The following is a 17,631-nucleotide window of genomic DNA, read 5'->3' as shown; positions in this document are numbered from 1 at the left end:
GGATTGGCATGCGTAGAGCTATGACCCTGGTCGTGTCCGGCCTGGTGGCGGCGTTGCTGGGGATCCTGGCCCTCGGCGGGATCTCGGCCGCCGCGACGGCCACCGACGAGGAGGCCGCCAAGGAGGCCAAGACCGTCTCGGAGGCGGCCAAGCGGGCCGGGAAGAAGGACCCGTACGCCCCCGAGGTCTACGGCGTCAGGTAGGACGGCTCGCCCCGCTGCGGCACCGGGCGGGGCGACTCGGCACTCCTCAGCAGGGCCTCGAAGCGTCCACCCGCCATCTGCCAGGTGAAGCTCGCCGCGTGCTCGCGGGCCTGCGCGCCCATCTCCCGTCGCAGCTCGTGCTCGTGCAGGAGCGTGCGCACCTTCCTGAGGTAGTCGTCGACGTCGTCGGCCAGCAGGCCGGTCCGCCCGTCGACGACGGCCTCGGCGACGCCACCCGCTGCCCGGAACGCCACTGTGGGCGTGCCCGCCGAACCCGCCTCGACGATGGTGAGGCCCCAGCCCTCCTTGAGGGACGGCGTCAGGGCCACCCAGGCGGAGGCGAGCAGCCCGGCCTTCTCCTCCTCCGTCACGAAGCCCCGGAAGTCCACCCGGTCGGTGATGCGCAGCTCGTCGGCGAGCTGACGCAGGTGTGCCTCCCACCAGCCCTGCCCGGCGACGACCAGGCGCAGTTGCGGCAGTTCGTCGGCGAGCGCGGCGACGGCCCGCAGCGCCACCTCCACCCGCTTGTGCGGCACCAGCCGGTTCAGTGTCACGAGCAGCGGGAACGGTGCGCGCTCGGCGTCGGTGGGCGCGAGTGTCGGGGTGCCGTTGTGCACCACCGAGACCTGCTCCGGCGGTACGCCGAGGGCGGCCAGCTCACCACGGGTGGCCTCGGAGACGGTGACGTACCGGCACCGCCGGTAGACGCGTACGGCGAGCGACGACTCGATCCACCAGCCGAACCGCGCCGCCCACTGTGGAAGCACCACCGGCCACTGCTCGCGGTGCACGTGGTGGATCAGCTTCACCACCGGCCGGCGTGCCCAGAGCGGAGCGAGGAACGGCAGCCCGTTGCAGACGTCGACGAGGATGTCCGGCCGGCCGCCCCGGCGGTTCGACAGCGGGCCCAGGCCCAGCGCTCCCCCGACGTAGCAGAGCGCAGCCCAGAGGTAGACGGTGTGCCGGCCGCCCCGCCGCACCAGTCGTACGCCCGACTCGTCGACCTCGTCGGCGGGCGCCTCGCTGTGGGCGGCGCAGAAGAGGGTGGCGCGGAAACCGCGCGCCACCAGCTCGGCGGCGATCCGTTCCACGTACACCTCGGAACCGCCGCCCTCGGGGTTTCTGGTGTCTCGCCAGTTGAGGAACAGCACGTGTCCGGGCATGCCGAAGCGACGCTTCACGCGAAGCCTACTCTCAAGTAATTTAGCGACCCGCGTCACATTAGGGGCTGGTGTGCCGGCCGGCAATGCCCCTTTGGGCCAGCGCTGATCGGCGGCGCTACCCGCCGGCCGTGGGCACCGGTGTGGTGGCCGCGACGGTCGGCGGCGCGCTGGTCGGTGCGGCCCCGTCGGCGGTTGGCGGGCCGGACGCCGCGCCACGCCGGGTGGACCGAGGTCGACGCTGCGACCCGAGCAGTTGCAGCGGCCGCTCCACGCCGTAGTAGCTGACCGCGGCGTACACCAGGCCGAAGGCCATGGTGAGGGCGAAGGTGTTCAGCAGCCCGCCGGTGAACAGCGGCCGGTCGTCGAGCAGGTAGATGAGTTCGATGACCAGCGGGTGCCACAGAAACAGCCCGTAGGAGACGGCGCCGAGCCAGCGGGCGGAGCCGCTGCCGAACAGCTCCTTGAGGCGGGTCGGACCGCCGAAGGCCACCGGGATCAGGATCAGCGCCGCGATCGCGAGGTACAGCGCCAGCTTGACCCCGAACTCGGCGGCCGTCGGCCCGGCGAGATCGCGCGGCCCGGCGACCGGCGTCGTCGCGATGGCCATCAGGCCGACCGCCGCGGCCCAGCAGGCGACCGGGGCCGAGGCCAGATCATCGAGTACGCGCAGCGCGGCGGGCGCGGTTCCGGTGCGCAGCGCGACGTGTGCCGCCGCCAGTGCCATGCCGATGCCGAACCAGGCCGCGTACGACGGGAGCCACATGGTGTGCAGAGCGGTGTCGAGCAGACCGATCGCCATCAGGCCGAGCCACCCGGCGGTCAGCAGCACACCCCCGCTGACGATCACCATGGTCCGCACGGGACGCCACGACCGGCCGACGGCGAACACGGCGACGAGCGGCAGGACCAGGTAGAACGTGACCTCGGTGGCGAGACTCCAGGTCTGGCTGAGGCCGTAGCGCAGTTGCGCCGGCTGGTAGATCTGGGTGAGCGTGAGGTGGCGGAGCCAGTCGCCGGCGGACGCCGGACGGTTCTGCGGCAGGACGACGAGGCAGACCACCACCGCCAACCAGTAGGCGGGCAGGATGCGCAGCGCCCGCCGCCAGAGGTAACGCCGGGCGCGGGGCCGGGCCCGGCCCGTCGCGGCGCTCAGCGCCCACGGCCGGAACAGCAGAAATCCGGAGAGTACGAAGAAGATCGCGACGCCGACGTCCAGTCGCGCCAGCCAGCCGCCCCAGGTGGTGTTCATGGTGGTGGCCGTCTGGAACCCCACGTGGTGACCGACCACCGCCACGGCGCCGATCGCGCGCAGCGCGTCGAGGGCGGGGAGTCGATCGCCTACCGAAGGCTCCGAAACTGTTGGCGCGGCGGCTGTGGACATCTGGACATCCAGGGGGTCGCTTTGAAGGTGACCGGGGAGTAACCTCCCGCCATGTTAAGGATCGGGTGCCCCGGACGACAGGTCGTAGGGCGGCAGGTTACAGGAGGATGAGTGAAGCTTCGCGTGGGCGCCGCGCTCTTCGGGCTTGGCGTCTTGTTGCTGGTCTTCGCGGCCGGGCTGCCGTTCTACGTGGCCCCCGCCGTGACCAAGCTGCCCTACGATCTTGAGCCGACGACGTCCGTCGCCGAGGCGAAGAACGCCAGGTTCCTGAAGATCACCCGGGTCGGCGATTCGGTGAGTATCGAGGTCCCGCAGGGCGATCTGGTGTCCAGTGTCGAGGTCATTCCCCAGCCCGACGACACCAAGGACCGACTGCCCGAGGAGCTCAAGGGCGACGCGGTGATCTGGGACGTCTACCAGACGGTTCGGCGCACCGACAACCAGGACGTGGTCAGCCAGTACAGCACGGAGCTCGCGCTCTACCGGATCTCCGGGGCGGCGGCCCCGTGGAAGGAGCAGTGGCTCAACGAGGCTGGCGCGGAGCAGACCCCGGTCGGCAACGTGAAGTACTCCGGGCAGATCTACAAGTTCCCGTTCGGCACGCAGAAGCGGGATTACCAGATCTTCGACCGGGACCTGAAGAAGGCGACCCCGGCGAAGTTCGTCGGCGCCGAGAAGATCAAGGGCATCGAGACGTACCGGTTCGAGCAGCGGATCGAGAACGAGGTGCTGGCCACGCCGGAGAGCAGCCTCCAGACGCTTGTCGGCAAGTTCGCTCCCGGCGCCACGAGTGGTCAGGTCGTCTACAGCAACACCCGTACGGTCTGGGTCGATCCGGTGACCGGTTCCTACGTGAACGTGCGGGAGCAGCAGCGCAAGGAGCTGCGTCCCGACACCGGCACGCCAACTGTGCTGCTGGACGCCGACTTCAACTACACCGACGACACGGTCAGCCGCAGTGTCGAGACGGTCGAGGAGAACCGCACCAAGATCGGCCTGATCAGCTTCTGGGGTCCGATCGCCGCCGGTGTGCTCGGTCTGATCGCCGTCGTCGTCGGCGTGTGGTTGGTGACCCGGCCCAGCGGCAGCGCGGGCGCCACCGCTCGGCACCGCGCCGAGCCGCCGACCCCCGCTCCGGCCGCCGACCCGAGCCCCACCCGGGTCGACCAGGAGCCGGTCCGCGACCCGGACACCGTGGAGCAGCCCAAGCCCCAGCCGGTCGGTGGCCCACTGACCGACGAGATTCCGCCGGCGTCGACCAACTGGAAGTCGGAGCCGACCACGCCGGCCCAGCGTCCGGCATCCGGCGAGGTGGAGCGGCGCTGACGCGCACCGACTGACGTACGACCGAAGGGTGGACCGCACAAGCGGTCCACCCTTCGTGCTGTGCTGCCGCGAGCCGCCTGCTTTACATCTGTTATCTGATTGTAATTGGTCAATGGCTGGTCACTCTGTGCTGGGTAATCGCCCAGGCGATGCCGGCTTTGATGCCATTGAGGGCGATCCAAAAGCGCTATCCCCTGACTCTGGGTGCTGGGGTTGATGCGCCGGGTCCATCGTCTGTTACCGCTTGGTAGCCGGGGGGTTGTGACCCGCGTCGCAGCGGGTGCACCATCGAGGCCGATGGTTACCAGCCGGTAACACTTTGACCGGCCCCGATGGGCCCACCCTTTCCGGACCGCCACTCGCATCGACCCGAGGAGGAACCCGTGCAGGATCGGTTTGACAGTCAGGGTCGTACCCGGTGGCGGCGGTTCGCCGCCATGCTGGTGCCCGCCACGGCCGCGGCCGGGGCCATCCTCTTCGGAATGTCGACCGGCGCGATCGCCTCCGACGTCACGGTCTCCGGGCAGACGTTCAAGATCGGCGCGGATCGCCTGGAGGGCGACGGATTCAAGCAGTACGGCGGCATCGTCCGGGAGAAGGGCAAGGACGGGAAGTCCGGCCAGGCGCACCCCGTCGCGCTGTCCGAGATCAGCAGCGCCGAGCTGTACAGCCTCTGCCAGTCCGTCCGCGCCGACCTGCCGGGCCTGCCGGTGGTGCTCACCATCAACGCCGGTGAGGGCAAGGAGCCCGCCCGCGCCAAGGACCTGTTGATCGCGATGGACTCGTTGAACGGCAACGCGACCTTCACCAACATCAGGATCGGTCGGGACGCCACCGACCTCAACCCGACGGCGCAGGCCGGCTCGTTCGGGCAGAACTCCGACCACGTCACCATCACCGACCTGCGCCAGGTGTCCCGGTACACCACGGCCGCCACGTTCAACCTGGTCGGGCTGCGGCTCAAGGTCAACGTGGGTGACGACGCCAAGGGCAAGGAGTGCTTCTGAGCTGAGCCGTGGCCTGCGGTGCCCACCACCACCGCGGGCCACGGTCCACGCCCCCGTTCCCACTCGGCCAGGAGGAGCACGTGACAACCGCGAACCCGTCCCACGCCCGGTCCGGTCGAGCGGCCGAGGCGTGGCGGCTCTTCCGCCGCTGGCGGCGCAGCCGACCGTTCTGGGGCGGACTGCTCGTCGCCCTCGCCGGCCTGGAGATGTTCGCCTCCACCCGGATGACACTCAACGGTCTCAGCTTCCACAGCGGAGCGACCGGCCTGCTGTCGCTGCTGATCCCGGTCATTCTGGTGACCTGCGGCCTGCTGCTCTGGCTCACCCCGGCGCAGCGACTCTTCTACTCGGTCGTCGCCGCCGTCACCGCTGTCTACTCGCTGATCGGACTGAACCTGGGCGGCTTCTTCGTCGGCCTGTTGCTCGGCATCGTCGGCAGCGCGCTCGCCTTCGCCTGGACGCCGACCCGACCGACCGCACCCGCTGTCGATACGGCCGCCACCGCGTCCGATCCGGCCGCGCCGGAAACCGCTCCGACCGACGTCCAGCCCGATCCGGCCGCGCCCGGCCCGGCGGAGCTTGGCTCGGCCGCGCCCGATCCGGCCGCGCCCGGCCCGCCTCCCGCGCGGGCGGAACGTACCGTCGATCCTCGTGCCTTCGGCATCGCGCTGGTGGCGCTCGGCCTGGCAGCCACGGTCCTGGGCAGCCAGCCCCGAGCCGTGCAGGCCGCGCCGGCCTGCCCGAACCCACCGCGAACCGTCACCCCGTCGCCCAGCCGTGGCGCGACCACGCCGACGCTCACCCCGAGCCCGTCGCGGAGCGGCAACGTGCTCACCGACATCCTGGACGGCATCGGCGACCTGCTCGGCGGCGGGCGCCGCAGCGAGCCCGGCACACCCTCGACGGACCCGACCGCGACGCCCACGGCGCGGCCGTCCGGCACGGCGACGCCCCGGCCGGCCGGCTGTCCACCGGCGACTCCGGGTCGGCCGGCCCCGGGAAGGCCGAGCGGCACGGCGCCGGCCCCGCCGGGGACCGTGCGACCGGGCAAGCCGTTGCCACGCATCGCCGCCGACCCGACGCTGCCGACGGTGGCGCGGACACCGTCCAAACTGACCGGGTCGTCGGTCCGGATGACCGGGCTGCGGTTCGACGGGATCACCGACCTGCACACCGTCAAGGGCGACCTCAGGGTGCTGAAGTTCAGCATGCGCGAGGCGGTGACGGCGGACTTCCTGCTCCGCGCCGACGGCCCGGCCGGCCGCGACCAGCGGTACGCGACCGACCAGCTCACCGTTCGGGGAGACGTGGCGTTCTACGCGACCCGCTTCGTCGGCCGGCTGCTCGGCATCAAGGTCACCCTGACCCCGGACCTGCCGCTGCCGGATGGCCTGCCGGTCACCTCACCCATCCCGATCACGTTCACCGACCCGGTCATCGACCTGGCGTACGTCACCAGCGACACGCTCACCGCCCGGCCGGCGCTGGCGCTCACCCTCGGCTGAGCCACCTGGCTGCGCGCGGCGACGGTGTCGTCGTACCGCGCGCAGCCGTGCCGCGTCAGAGCCGGGCCAGCGCCCGGCGCAGCGGGTCGAGACCCAGCGCGCCCAGGTCCAACGCCTGCCTGTGGAACTCCCGCAGGTCGAAGTCGGCACCCTTGCGGGCCTTGGCGTCCTCGCGGGCCTGGAGCCAGATCCGCTCACCGACCTTGTACGACGGCGCCTGCCCCGGCCAGCCCAGGTAGCGGTTCAACTCGAAACGCAGGTTCTCGTCCGGCACCCGGCAGTGCGCCCGCATGAACTCCCAGCCCAGCTCGGGCGTCCACCGCTCGCCCGGGTGGAAGCCGAAGGGGTTGTCCTTCGGGATCTCCAGCTCCAGGTGCATGCCGATGTCCACGATCACGCGCGCCGCGCGCATCGCCTGGCCGTCGAGCATGCCCAGCTTGTCGCCCGGGTCCTCCAGGTAGCCCAACTCGTCCATCAGCCGCTCCGAGTAGAGCGCCCAGCCCTCGCCATGCCCGGAGACCCAGCAGAGCAGCCGCTGCCACCTGTTGAGCAGGTTGGCCCGGACGGCGGTCTGCGCCACCTGGAGGTGGTGACCCGGCACGCCCTCGTGGTAGACCGTGGTCACCTCACGCCAGGTGGAGAAGTCGCTGATGCCCTGCGGCACCGCCCACCACATCCGGCCCGGGCGGGAGAAGTCCTCACTGGGCCCGGTGTAGTAGATCGCGCCGTCGCTGGTCGGGGCGAGGCAGCACTCGATGCGCCGGACCTGCTCGGGGATGTCGAAGTGGGTGCCGTTCAACTCGGTGATCGCCTTGTCGGCGAGGGCCTGCATCCAGTCCCGGAACGCCTCCTTGCCCTGGATGGTCCGGGCCGGGTCGGCGTCCAGCGCGGCCACCGCCTCGTCGACAGTCGCGCCGGAGCCGGCGATCCGCCCGGCGACGACACGCATCTCCGCCTCCAGGCGGGCCAACTCCGCGAAACCCCAGGCGTACGTCTCGTCCAGGTCGACCTTGGCGCCGAGGAAGTACTGCGAGGCCAACTCGTAGCGTTCCCGGCCGGCGGCCTGCTTGTCCCGACCGTGCGGGGCCATCTCGGTACGCAGGAACTGGCCGAACTCGGCGGTCGCCGCGGTGGCCGCCGCCGCTCCCCGGCGCAGCTCCGAGCCGAGCGTGCCGTCCGCGCCCAACCGCTCGACCAGGCCGTGGAAGAAGTTGTCCCCGGCCGGGTCGACCCAGATGTCGCACTGCTTGGCGACCTCGACGAGCTGCACCTTCGAGCTGACCTCGCCGGCGGCGAGCGCCCGGCGCAACGTGGTCTTGTAGCCGTCGAGCGCGCCCGCGAAGGCGTTGAGCCGGGCGGCGATGTTGGCCTGGTCGTCGCTGGTCGCGGTCGGCATCAGGTCGAACACCATGCGGATCTCGTGCAACCCGCTGGCGATCACGCTGACCTCGCTGGTCACCTCGCCGGCGTCGTAGCGGGCCATCTCCAGGCCGAGGCGCTCCTGCATGGCCTCCTTGGCGGTGCGCTCCGCCTCGGTCTCCGGTTCGGTCACCTCCAACTCGGCGAGCGTCCGGCGGGTGAGGTCCGCGCGCGCCTGGTAACCGTCGGGGGAGAGGTCGTCGAGCTTGTCATCATGGCCGGCGATGCCGACGAAGGTCGCTCCGGTGGGGCTCAACGGCGCCCACTCGGCCACGTATCGGTTGGCGAGTTCATCAATTCGTCCCACGCTGCGACCCTACGTGACCACCCCACCCCCGTGTCGATGACGTTTGGCGTGTTCACGGCACCGATCGGGACGGCTCGCGCCGGTGGAAAACGGGTACGACTCTGTCGTACCCGTACGGCAGAGTGTCAGGGGTGAACACCGATACCACTCCTGACAAAGCGCCGGTCCGTGCCTGGCTGCCGGGTTTCGTCGCCCTGGCCGCGATCTGGGGTTCCAGCTTCCTGTTCATCAAGGTCGGGGTGGCCGAGCTGCACCCGGTCCAGCTCACTCTCTACCGGGTCGTCGCCGGCGCGCTGACGCTCCTGGTGGTCCTCGCCGTCCTGCGCGACCGGCTGCCCCGCGAGCCCCGGGTCTGGGCGCACCTGACCGTGGTCGCCGCGTTCGGCGTCTCCGTGCCGTTCACCCTCTTCGGCTACGGGGAGCAGCGGGTCGAGTCGATGTTGGCCGGCATCTGGAACGCCACCACGCCACTGATCGTGCTGCCGCTGGCCGTGCTCGTCTTCCGTACCGAGCGCCTGACCGTGCGCCGCGCGGTCGGGCTCGGGCTGGGCTTCCTCGGGGTGCTCGTGGTGCTGGGCGTCTGGGAGGGCATCGGTGGGGCGCACTTCACCGGGCAGTTGATGTGCTTCGGTGCCGCCGCCTGCTATGGCGTCGCTATCCCGTACCAGAAGCGTTTCGTCGCCGGCAGCACGCACTCCGGCCTGTCGCTGTCCGCCGCGCAGCTACTCCTCGCCGCCGCGCAACTGGCCATCGTCACCCCGTTCGTCGCCGGCCTGCCGCCGCTGCCGACCGACCTGTCGCCGGGTGTGGTGGCGAGCGTGCTGGCCCTCGGCGCGCTCGGCACCGGGCTCGCCTTCGTGATCAACATGCGCAACATCCGGGTGGCCGGCGCGAGCACCGCGTCCACCGTCACGTACCTGATCCCGATCTTCGCGGTGTTGATCGGCGCGGTGGCGCTCGACGAACGCCTCAACTGGCACCAGCCGGTCGGCGCGTTCGTCGTGCTCCTCGGCGTCGCGGTCTCGCAGGGGATGTTCGGCCGCCGGCGGACCAGCCCGGTGGTCGGCGTCGGCGCCCCTTCCGCCCCCGCCGCCGAGCCCGTTCGTTCCTGACCGGGCACCCGCGCGGCGGTGATCGGGTCAGGAGCGGTCGCGCGTCCAGGCCACCAACTGCTCGGCCGGCCAGGTGTTGACCACCCGGTCCGCGGGGACGCCGCAGCGGGCGGCGCGTTCGCAGCCGAACCGCTGCCAGTCCAGTTGGCCGGGCGCGTGCGCGTCGGTGTTGATGGCGAACCGGCAGCCGGCCTCCAGCGCCCGGCGGATCAGGCGCTTCGGCGGGTCCTGCCGCTCCGGGCGGGAGTTGATCTCGACGGCTTTGTCGTGCTCGGCGCAGGCGGCGAAGACCGCGTCCGCGTCGAAGTCGCTCTCCGCCCGGGTCCGGGCGCGGTGCCCCCTGTCGCCCGGCCCGGTCACCCCGGCCGGCCGCGACGACACCATCCGGCCGGTGACGTGGCCGAGGATGTCCAGGTGCGGGTTGGCGACAGCGGCCACCATGCGCCGGGTCATCTTCGCGCGCTCGTCCTTCAGGCCGCTGTGCACCGAGCCGACCACCACGTCGAGACGGGCCAGCAGCTCCTCGTCCTGGTCCAGCGAACCGTCGGCGAGGATGTCCACCTCGATGCCGGTGAGGATGCGGAAGCCCTCGGGCAGTGCCGCGTTGAGCTGGGCCACGTGGTCGAGCTGCCGACGCAGCCGGTCGGCGGTCAGCCCCCGGGCCACAGTCAGTCGGGGCGAGTGGTCGGTGAGCACCAGGTACTCGTGGCCCAGCTCCACGGCGGCCAACGCCATCTCCTCGATCGGCGAGCCACCGTCGGACCAGTCCGAGTGGGTGTGGCAGTCACCGCGCAGGGCGGTACGCAGCGCGGTGGCCTCGGCGTCGAGGTCGGTGCCCTCGGTCGCCACCAGCCGGCGGAGGTAGACCGGCTCCTCGCCGGTGAGCGACTCGGTGACGCAGCGGGCCGTGACGTCGCCGACGCCGGCCAGCTCGGTGAGTGTGCCGTTGCGGGCGCGTTCGGCCACCTCGTCCGCCGACAGGCCGGCCAGCGCCGTGGCCGCCGACCGGAACGCGCGTACCCGGTAGGTGGCCTCGTTGGCGCGCTCCAGCAGGAACGCGATCCGCCGCAGGTCGGCGATGGGATCCCTCGCGCCGGTCATGTCAGGGCGCCTTCGGGCAGCCGTGCCGGCGCTGCCACTCGGTGACCTCGGCGGCCGGCTCCCGGTTGCCGCCGCGTCGCCAGGAGTCGAGGTACCGCGCCGGCCAGAGCACTCCCCGTCGGATCCACCAGCCGTCCTTCCCCGTGCACGGTGGCGAGATGCCGAAGTGCACGTGACAGACGTTGTTCGCGTTGCCGGTACGCCCGACCTTGCCGAGCTGCTGCCCGGCCCGGACCCGCACCCCGGCCTCGACGCCCTTGCTCACCACGCTCAGGTGCGAGCCGTAGTACCGCACCCCGTCGTCGCCGAGCAGGGAGACCGACAGCCCGCCGTTGTCCGGCCCCTGCGGCCCCCGCTTCGAGTACCTGTCGACCCGGCTCACCTCCAGCACCGTCCCGTCGGTCACCGCGACGAAGGGCTCTCCGCAGTCGGCGAAGAGGTCGGTCGCCGGGTACGCGCCGTGCGTCGGGTGGTAGTCGACGTCGTCGGCGCGTACCGGAAAGACGTGCCGCAGCCCGGCGCGGGGTGCGGTCGCCGACGGCGTGGCCGACGACGGCGCGGGGCGGCTCGGCCCGGTCGTCGGCGGTGCGCTCGTCGGTGACGGCACCTGGTCCGCGGTCGCCCAGATCGCCGGAGGCGTGGTCGCCGCGCCCTCGGCCGGCACCCCCGGCCGGGTGGTCGCGCAGCCGGCGGCCAGCACCGGGGCGAGCAGCAGCAGGATCGGGTACGCCGGACGCGCGCGGCGGCTGATCGTCGGCGAGGACATCCGGTCATCCTGACAGAGCCGGTACGGTGGGCACGAGCGGCACGCGTGAGGGAGGGCAGCGACGGTGACCATCGCCCGACCCGAGCCCGGCCCCGATCCCGGGGCGGTTCGCCCGGTGTCGCGTACCCCGTCGGGGCTCTTTCCGGCCGGGCCCCCGGCCCGCCCCACCTACCGCGAACCGCACCCGGTCACCGGCGGTGGCGTCGCCGCCGGGGGCGGCGCGGCGGCTGGCTGGCTGCTGCTGTTCGGTCTGCTCGGCACCGATGTGGCCAGTTACGCGTGGTGGACGGTGACGGCCGGCCTGCTGGCCTGGCTGGCCGCTGTGGTGCTGGTCCGCCACGGCGACCGGGGGGTGGCCACCGGCGTCGCCATCGTCACGGCGGGTGGCTGGAGCATCGCCGCCGCGGTGGTGGCCGTCCGCTGGGCCACCAGCGGTGACTGGCCGCTCTGGTAACACCGGCGGCGCCCCTCGACGACTGCGCGGCGCCCCTCGACGAATGCGCGGCGTGCCCGATCGGCTGCGGAGCGAACGCCGTCTTGACGTGGCCGTCGAGACTCGGCACTCTCGGCACTATGGCCTGGACCACTCCGCGGCAGGACCCTGATCGCAGCCGCCGCCGCCTGCAGTTGCTGGCCGAGTTGGCGGGCGCCCGTGCCGTCAGCCAGCGCAGCCGACCGCAACGGCAACGCACCGAGCGTCTGCGCCAGCTCATCGCCACCCGTCGTCGGGTTACCGGCTGACCCGACTTTGTCAGGAATGACCCGTCCTTCGGGGCGTTGACGGGTCGCCTGCCGACCCGACCGGCTAACGTGCACGCGTAACGAGTCGACGCTGTGTCGAGGGCTATTGGGGGGACCGTGTCGTACTTCGCTGCGGCAGTGGTGCGTGACGACAGTGGCTGGACCGCCGCCGAGGTCAGCCTGCGTGGCGCCGCCGACATCGACGAGGTCGCCGACCGCCTGCGGGACGTCGACCCGGAGGCCGACGTGTCGCTGCTCTTCGTCGAGGCCGACGACGCGTACCTGGTGATCATGCGTCTCGACGAGGGCGAGGACCTGCGGGTGTTCGGGTCGGACTCCGCGTACGCCGAGGAGTCCCAGCTCGGTTCGCTGCTGGTCGGTGACCTGAAGACCTCGGTCACCGGGCTGGACGGCGACGACGAGCCGCGCCCGGCGAGCAGCGGCGACGACGAGAGCGAACAGCCCGTCGTCGACCCGGAGGCCGACCCGGTCGGCGACGCCGACCTCCTGGCCAATTTGGGCATCTCCGCGCAGAAGCTGCTGACCCTGTGCTCGCACGAGGGGATGCTGCCGGCGGACGTCACCGCCGAGATCTGCCAGGTGCTCGGCTGCGCCGACGAGGTCGAGGAGCTGCGTGAGGTCTGAGCCGGCCGACTCCACCGACCCGTCGTTGGAGTCGATTCGGCCCGGGCAACCGACTCCCGGCGTGGTGGGCCGCGCCGGGCCGGGCGCGCACGAGGGCCTGGCCGAGCTGGGTGAGGTCGGGCGACGGCAGCGGCACGAGCTGTGGATGCGCCGGGCGCTGGAGGTCGCCGTCAGCGGCCCCGCCGACACCACGACGATCGACGACATCCCGGTCGGGGCGGTGCTCTACGGCGCGGACGGCACCGAGTTGGCAGTCGGCCGCAACGAGCGGGAACTGACCGGTGACCCCACCGCGCACGCCGAGGTGCTGGCAGTGCGCCGGGCCGCCGAGCGCGCCGGCAGTTGGCGACTGGACGGCTGCACCCTGGTGGTCACCCTGGAGCCGTGCACCATGTGCGCGGGCGCCCTGGTGCTCGCCCGGGTCTCCACAGTCGTGTTCGGGGCCTGGGAGCCGAAGACCGGCGCGGCCGGCTCGCTCTGGGACGTGCTGCGCGACCGCCGCCTCAACCATCGCCCGGAGGTCTACGGCGGCGTGCTGGAGGCGGAGACCGCGGCGGTGCTGCGCGCGTTCTTCCGCTGAACCTCCGCCGACCCCGGCCGGCTCAGGCTTCCGCCGACCCCGGCCGGCTCAGGCTTCCGCTGCTGAACCCGGCCGGCTCAGGCCGAGGGCAGTGTGACGGTGACCTCCAGCCCGCCACCCTCGCGCGGCCGGGCGGTCACCGTACCGCCGTGTGCCCGGGCCACCGCCCGGACGATGGAGAGCCCCAGGCCGAACCCGCGGCCGCCGCCGACCCGCTCGCCGGAGAGCCGGCGGAACGGCTCGAAGATGGCCTCCACGTCGTAGCCGGGCACCACCGGTCCGGTGTTGCGCACTGTCAGCGTCGAACGGCCGTCGCGCAGCCCGGTGCTCACCCGGACCCAGCCGCCGGACGGCACGTTGTGCCGCAGCGCGTTCTCCACCAGGTTCGTGGTCAGCCGTTCCAGCAGCACCGGGTCGCCGTGGACCAGCGCCGGCGCCAGCTCCCGGGTCACCGTCGGCCCGCCCGCGTCCGGGACGGCCTGGTCCAGCACGTGGTCGGCCAGGTCGGCCAGGTCGACGAGGGAACGGGCGGTCACCTCGTTCTCCGAGTCGGCGAGGGTGAGCAACCCGTCGATCAGCCGTTCGTGCCGCTCGTTGACAGCCAGCAGCGACTCGCCCAGCCGGCGTACGTCCTCGGAGGCGTCGGTCCGGGTGACCGCCAGCTCGATGAGCGACCGGTTCAGCGCCAGCGGCGTACGCAGCTCGTGCGAGGCGTTCGCGACGAAGCGGCGCTGCCCGTCGAAGGAGCGGTCCAACCGTTCCAGCATCTCGTCGAAGGTGTCGGCCAGCTCGCGTACCTCGTCGTGCGGTCCGGGCAGCGAGATCCGCTCGTGCAGACCGCGACCGCCCACCGCGATCCGCCGGGCGGTCCCGGTGATCTGGTGCAGGGGTTGCAGCGCCCGACCGGCGATCAGCCAGCCGAAGGCGATGGCCACCACGGAGACCAGCCCGAGCGCGATCCCACCCTGGGTGAGCAGCGAGTAGAGGGTCTGCTCCCGGGCGTCGTCCTGGGCCTTGTTGACGATGAGGCGGAGCTGTTCGGCCTCGCGGCCGGTGAGTTTCGTCGCCGCCTCGGGAATGATCGGCTTGACGTCGCGCAGCGCGACCCCGAACGGCTGCGCGGTCCGCTGGTCGACGAGCACGTAGGTGACAGCGAGCAGGACCAGCCCGGCGATCAGGAACAGGCCGCCGTAGATCAGGGTGAGCCGGGCCCGCAGCGAGAAGCGCTTCACGGGATCCGGTATCCCACACCGGGAACGGTCTCGACCAACGGCGGTTCGCCCAGCTTGCGGCGCAGCTTCATGACGGTGACCCGGACCACGTTGGTGAACGGGTCGATGTGCTCGTCCCAGGCACGTTCCAGCAACTCCTCGGCGGAGACCACAGCGCCCTCGGCGCGCAGCAGCTCGACCAGCACGGCGAACTCCTTGCGGGACAGCGGCACGTAGCGGCCGTCGCGGTGCACCTCGCGGCGCGCCGGGTCGACGAGCACTCCGGCGCGGGCCAGGGTCGGCGGCGCGGCCCGCCGGGTGCGCCGGCTCAGCGCGTGCACCCGGGCGGAGAGTTCCAGCAGGGCGAACGGCTTGGTCAGGTAGTCGTCCGCGCCGAGCGCCAGCCCGGCCACCCGCTCCCGTACGGCTGCCGCGGCGGTGAGCATCAGCACCCGGGTCTCCCCGCCGCTGTCCACGATCGCCCGGCACACCTCGTCGCCGTGCACCACCGGCAGGTCCCGGTCCAGGACGACCACGTCGTACTCGTTGACGCCGAGTCGTTCCAGCGCCGCGTCGCCGTCGTACGCGACGTCAACCGCGAACGCCTCGCGGCGCAGCCACTCGGCGATGCTCTCGGCGAGCAGGCTCTCGTCCTCGACCACCAGCACCCTCACCCGCCAATAGTGCGTCGGCCCGGATAACGCCGCCGTTAACGCTGGTGGTTACGCCCGGGATACGCCTCTTGTCGTCGACTGACCGGGACGCCCGCCGGTCTCCGCCGGGCGTCCCGGCCGGCGGCCCCGTCGGCCGGTACGCAGTGCCCGGCGAGTGTCGCCGGGCCCGGAGAGAGGCGTGCGATGCGACGAGGACTGTTCGCGCTGCCGCTGCTGCTCGCGTTTGCCGTCGTCGGCTGCGGCCCGGCGGGCGACGAACCGGCGGTGGCGACCGCCGGCGGCGGTGGGACGCAATCGGCGACGGCCAGCCCGGCGGCCCAGCTCAGCGACGACGAACGGCGGCTGAAATTCAGCGGGTGCATGCGGGAGAACGGTGTCGAGGTGCCGGACCCGGAGCCGGGCGGTGACCGGATGTTCCGGTTCGGCGAGAACGCCGACCCGCAGAAGGTGCAGGCGGCCATGGAGAAGTGCCGCCAGTACCTGCCCAACGGTGGGGAGAAGCTCAAGCTCGACCCGGAGCAGGTGGAGCGGCTGCGCCAACTCGCCGTGTGCATGCGGGAGAACGGCGTACCCGAGTTCCCCGACCCGTCGGCGGACGGCGGGTTGCAGTTGCGGCTCGACCAGGTGGACATCAAGGACCCGACGGTGAAGGCGGCGATGGAGAAGTGCCGGCAGTACGCGCCGAAGATCCTCGGGGCCGACCGGTGAGCGCTCGCCGCATCCGGCTCCGGACCGTCGCGCTGACCGTCGCCGTCGTGGTCGCCGCCGCGGCCGGTGTCGCGGCCGCGGTCGGCTTCGGCGGCACCGACCGGGGTACGGCGGCGGCCGGCACCACCCCGCCGGGCACCGCCACCGTCACCCGCCAGACGCTCACCGACGCGCAGGAGGTGGACGGGGAGCTGGGGTACGGCAGCACCCGGACCGCCACCACCCGGCTCGGCGGAACGATCACCGGCCTGCCGGAGACGGGTGCCGTCGTCAAGCGCGGCGGCCGGCTCTACGCGGTCGACGACGACCCTGTGCTGCTGCTCTACGGCACGTTGCCGGCGTACCGGGTGCTCGAACCGGGCGTGGAGGGCAAGGACGTCGCACAGTTCGAACGGAACCTGCGCGCGCTCGGCTATGACGGCTTCACCGTCGACGACGAGTACACCGGCAGCACCGCCGACGCCGTCCGGGAGTGGCAGGAGGATCTCGGGCTGCCGGAGACGGGCCGGGTGGAGCCGGGCCGGATCGTCTACGCCGACGAGGCGGTGCGGGTGGAGGGTCACCAGATGGCGACCGGTGACCTGGCGCAGCCCGGTCAGGCGGTGCTCAGCTACACCGGCACCAGCCGGCTGGTCACCGTGGACCTGGACGCGGACGACCAGCGGCTGGCGAAGAAGGGCGGCGCGGTGCGCGTCGCCCTGCCCGACGGTGAGCCGCTGACCGGGAAGATCGAGTCGGTGCAGACGGTGATCGAGGCCGGGTCGGCCGGCGCGACCGGTCAGTCCGCCGAGGCCCAGACGAAGATCGAGGTGACGGTCTCGCTGACCGACCCGGCGAAGGTGACCGGGTACGACCAGGCGAGCGTGGAGGTCACCTTCACCGCCGCCGAACGCCCGGACGTGCTCACCGTGCCCGTGGCGGCGCTGCTCGCGCTCGCCGAGGGCGGTTACGGGGTCGAGGTGGTCGACGGCGGTCGGAGTCGGATCGTGGCGGTGACCACCGGGCTCTTCGCCGCCGGCCGGGTCGAGGTCGCCGGTCCCGAGATCACCGAGGGCGTGACGGTGGGGGTGCCGGCGTGACCGGTGACGCCGTCGTGCTGGATGGGGTGAGCCGGACCTACCCCGGTGGGGTCGCCGCGCTGCGGGGGGTCTCGTTACGGATCGGGTACGGCGAGCTGGCGGCCATCGTCGGTCCGTCGGGTTCCGGCAAGTCGACGATGCTGAACCTGATCGGCACACTGGACCGCCCTTCCGCCGGCCGGGTACGGATCGACGGGTACGACGTGGCGACCCTGCCGGACCGGCAGCTCTCCGCGCTGCGGGCCCGCCGGATCGGTTTCGTCTTCCAGCAGTTCCACCTGGCCGCCGGCACGCCGGTGCTGGACAACGTGGCCGACGGGCTGCTCTACGCCGGCGTACCGCGAAGGGAGCGGCGGCGGCGCGCGGCGGCGGCGTTGGAACGGGTCGGGTTGGGGCACCGGCTGGACCACCGCCCGCACGAGCTGTCCGGCGGCGAGCGACAGCGGGTGGCGGTGGCCCGTGCGGTGGTCGGCGAGCCGGCGGTCCTGCTCGCCGACGAGCCGACCGGCAACCTCGACTCGGTCGCCGGCGCGGCGGTGCTCGGTCTGCTGCGGGACCTGCACACGGCCGGCACCACGGTCCTGGTGATCACACATGACCGGGAGATCGCCGACGCCCTGCCCCGGCAGGTGCGGATGCGTGACGGCCGGGTGGTGGCCGACACGGCTGCCGGCGGGTACGTCGAGGAGGTGCGCTGATGGCG

The 17,631-nt window shown here is 72.2% G+C and carries 18 protein-coding genes and 1 pseudogene; 12 read left to right on the top strand and 7 right to left on the bottom strand.

Going from position 1 to position 17,631, the window contains the following annotated elements:
* Positions 1-8: 8 nt before the first annotated feature.
* The gene (locus tag O7634_RS08245; RefSeq protein ID WP_203149493.1) at positions 9-203 is read left to right on the top strand and encodes a hypothetical protein; all 195 of its coding nucleotides are present in this window, start codon (positions 9-11) and stop codon (positions 201-203) included.
* Here the strand turns inward: O7634_RS08245 and O7634_RS08240 are convergent.
* Together O7634_RS08240 and O7634_RS08235 are read right to left on the bottom strand one after the other, a co-directional pair.
* Positions 188-1,366, bottom strand: a complete 1,179-nt coding sequence (locus O7634_RS08240; protein ID WP_278153907.1) for a glycosyltransferase family 4 protein — start codon at positions 1,364-1,366, stop codon at positions 188-190. The two genes, O7634_RS08245 and O7634_RS08240, sit on opposite strands and share 16 nt — an antisense overlap.
* Before the next feature lie 115 nt (positions 1,367-1,481).
* A complete protein-coding gene (locus tag O7634_RS08235; RefSeq protein ID WP_278149544.1) occupies positions 1,482-2,747 on the bottom strand; it encodes an acyltransferase in 1,266 nt (421 codons plus the stop codon).
* 111 nt (positions 2,748-2,858) lie between these two features.
* Between O7634_RS08235 and O7634_RS08230 the strand changes: the two genes are divergently transcribed.
* From O7634_RS08230 to O7634_RS08220, 3 genes are all read left to right on the top strand, one after another.
* Positions 2,859-4,073, top strand: coding sequence for a DUF3068 domain-containing protein (locus O7634_RS08230; RefSeq protein WP_278149543.1), 1,215 nt, complete (start codon positions 2,859-2,861; stop codon positions 4,071-4,073).
* 383 nt (positions 4,074-4,456) lie between these two features.
* Positions 4,457-5,080: a DUF6230 family protein gene (locus tag O7634_RS08225; protein ID WP_278149542.1), complete on the top strand. Its 624-nt coding sequence runs from the start codon at positions 4,457-4,459 to the stop codon at positions 5,078-5,080.
* A gap of 80 nt (positions 5,081-5,160) precedes the next feature.
* Positions 5,161-6,585, top strand: a complete 1,425-nt coding sequence (locus tag O7634_RS08220) for a DUF6114 domain-containing protein (protein ID WP_278149541.1) — start codon at positions 5,161-5,163, stop codon at positions 6,583-6,585.
* 55 nt (positions 6,586-6,640) lie between these two features.
* Here O7634_RS08220 and O7634_RS08215 read toward each other — a convergent pair whose 3' ends face one another.
* Positions 6,641-8,311 carry a DUF885 domain-containing protein gene (locus O7634_RS08215; protein WP_278149540.1) on the bottom strand — a complete coding sequence of 557 codons (1,671 nt, stop codon included), beginning with the start codon at positions 8,309-8,311 and terminating at the stop codon, positions 6,641-6,643.
* Positions 8,312-8,442: 131 nt separating this feature from the next.
* Between O7634_RS08215 and O7634_RS08210 the strand changes: the two are divergent.
* Positions 8,443-9,568: pseudogene (locus O7634_RS08210) on the top strand (DMT family transporter); the annotation flags it as partial.
* On the opposite strand, the gene O7634_RS08205 reads toward O7634_RS08210, so the two are convergent.
* Positions 9,451-10,524 carry a PHP domain-containing protein gene (locus O7634_RS08205; protein ID WP_278149538.1) on the bottom strand — a complete coding sequence of 358 codons (1,074 nt, stop codon included), beginning with the start codon at positions 10,522-10,524 and terminating at the stop codon, positions 9,451-9,453. The pseudogene O7634_RS08210 and the gene O7634_RS08205 sit on opposite strands and share 118 nt — an antisense overlap.
* 1 nt (position 10,525) lies before the next feature.
* Positions 10,526-11,290 carry a peptidoglycan DD-metalloendopeptidase family protein gene (locus O7634_RS08200; protein ID WP_278149537.1) on the bottom strand — a complete coding sequence of 255 codons (765 nt, stop codon included), beginning with the start codon at positions 11,288-11,290 and terminating at the stop codon, positions 10,526-10,528.
* A 64-nt stretch (positions 11,291-11,354) separates the two neighbouring features.
* Between O7634_RS08200 and O7634_RS08195 the strand changes: the two genes are divergently transcribed.
* The 4 genes from O7634_RS08195 (at position 11,355) to O7634_RS08180 (ending at position 13,256) form a co-directional block, all read left to right on the top strand.
* Positions 11,355-11,744, top strand: coding sequence for a hypothetical protein (locus O7634_RS08195; protein ID WP_278149536.1), 390 nt, complete (start codon positions 11,355-11,357; stop codon positions 11,742-11,744).
* A gap of 119 nt (positions 11,745-11,863) precedes the next feature.
* Positions 11,864-12,031 (top strand): hypothetical protein, encoded by a 168-nt coding sequence (locus tag O7634_RS08190; RefSeq protein WP_278149535.1) that lies wholly within the window; start codon positions 11,864-11,866, stop codon positions 12,029-12,031.
* A 117-nt stretch (positions 12,032-12,148) separates the two neighbouring features.
* On the top strand, positions 12,149-12,676 hold the full coding sequence (locus O7634_RS08185; RefSeq protein ID WP_278149534.1) for a tRNA adenosine deaminase-associated protein: 528 nt from the start codon (positions 12,149-12,151) through the stop codon (positions 12,674-12,676).
* A gap of 34 nt (positions 12,677-12,710) precedes the next feature.
* Positions 12,711-13,256: a nucleoside deaminase gene (locus tag O7634_RS08180; RefSeq protein ID WP_347404308.1), complete on the top strand. Its 546-nt coding sequence runs from the start codon at positions 12,711-12,713 to the stop codon at positions 13,254-13,256.
* 77 nt (positions 13,257-13,333) lie between these two features.
* Here O7634_RS08180 and O7634_RS08175 read toward each other — a convergent pair whose 3' ends face one another.
* Both O7634_RS08175 and O7634_RS08170 read right to left on the bottom strand, forming a co-directional pair.
* A complete protein-coding gene (locus tag O7634_RS08175) occupies positions 13,334-14,488 on the bottom strand; it encodes a HAMP domain-containing sensor histidine kinase (protein ID WP_278149533.1) in 1,155 nt (384 codons plus the stop codon).
* Positions 14,485-15,141 (bottom strand): response regulator transcription factor, encoded by a 657-nt coding sequence (locus tag O7634_RS08170; protein ID WP_278149532.1) that lies wholly within the window; start codon positions 15,139-15,141, stop codon positions 14,485-14,487. The genes O7634_RS08175 and O7634_RS08170 overlap by 4 nt, the downstream gene beginning before the upstream one ends.
* Positions 15,142-15,324: 183 nt before the next feature.
* Here O7634_RS08170 and O7634_RS08165 point away from each other — a divergent pair, with 183 nt between their 5' ends.
* The 3 genes from O7634_RS08165 to O7634_RS08155 are packed head-to-tail and all read left to right on the top strand — an operon-like array spanning position 15,325 to position 17,626.
* Entirely contained in the window at positions 15,325-15,849 is a 525-nt protein-coding gene (locus O7634_RS08165; protein WP_278149531.1) for a hypothetical protein, read from the top strand.
* Entirely contained in the window at positions 15,846-16,928 is a 1,083-nt protein-coding gene (locus O7634_RS08160; RefSeq protein ID WP_278149530.1) for a peptidoglycan-binding protein, read from the top strand. The genes O7634_RS08165 and O7634_RS08160 overlap by 4 nt, the downstream gene beginning before the upstream one ends.
* Positions 16,925-17,626, top strand: coding sequence for an ABC transporter ATP-binding protein (locus O7634_RS08155; protein ID WP_278149529.1), 702 nt, complete (start codon positions 16,925-16,927; stop codon positions 17,624-17,626). Before O7634_RS08160 ends, O7634_RS08155 begins: the two co-directional genes overlap by 4 nt.
* Positions 17,627-17,631 lie beyond the last annotated feature (5 nt).

The sequence above is a fragment of the Micromonospora sp. WMMD1120 genome (assembly GCF_029626235.1).
Taxonomy (GTDB): domain Bacteria; phylum Actinomycetota; class Actinomycetes; order Mycobacteriales; family Micromonosporaceae; genus Micromonospora.
Note: the sequence above shows the minus strand (reverse complement) of the source record. Positions and strands in the feature narration are given on the sequence as shown.

What these genes read in the sequence shown, in the direction of transcription:
- O7634_RS08245 (WP_203149493.1), top strand. Translation starts at nt 9, where the DNA reads ATGCGTAGAGCTATGACCCTGGTCGTGTCCGGCCTGGTGGCGGCGTTG.
- O7634_RS08240 (WP_278153907.1), bottom strand. Translation starts at nt 1,366, where the DNA reads ATGCCCGGACACGTGCTGTTCCTCAACTGGCGAGACACCAGAAACCCC.
- O7634_RS08235 (WP_278149544.1), bottom strand. Translation starts at nt 2,747, where the DNA reads ATGTCCACAGCCGCCGCGCCAACAGTTTCGGAGCCTTCGGTAGGCGAT.
- O7634_RS08205 (WP_278149538.1), bottom strand. Translation starts at nt 10,524, where the DNA reads ATGACCGGCGCGAGGGATCCCATCGCCGACCTGCGGCGGATCGCGTTC.
- O7634_RS08200 (WP_278149537.1), bottom strand. Translation starts at nt 11,290, where the DNA reads ATGTCCTCGCCGACGATCAGCCGCCGCGCGCGTCCGGCGTACCCGATC.
- O7634_RS08190 (WP_278149535.1), top strand. Translation starts at nt 11,864, where the DNA reads ATGGCCTGGACCACTCCGCGGCAGGACCCTGATCGCAGCCGCCGCCGC.
- O7634_RS08165 (WP_278149531.1), top strand. Translation starts at nt 15,325, where the DNA reads ATGCGACGAGGACTGTTCGCGCTGCCGCTGCTGCTCGCGTTTGCCGTC.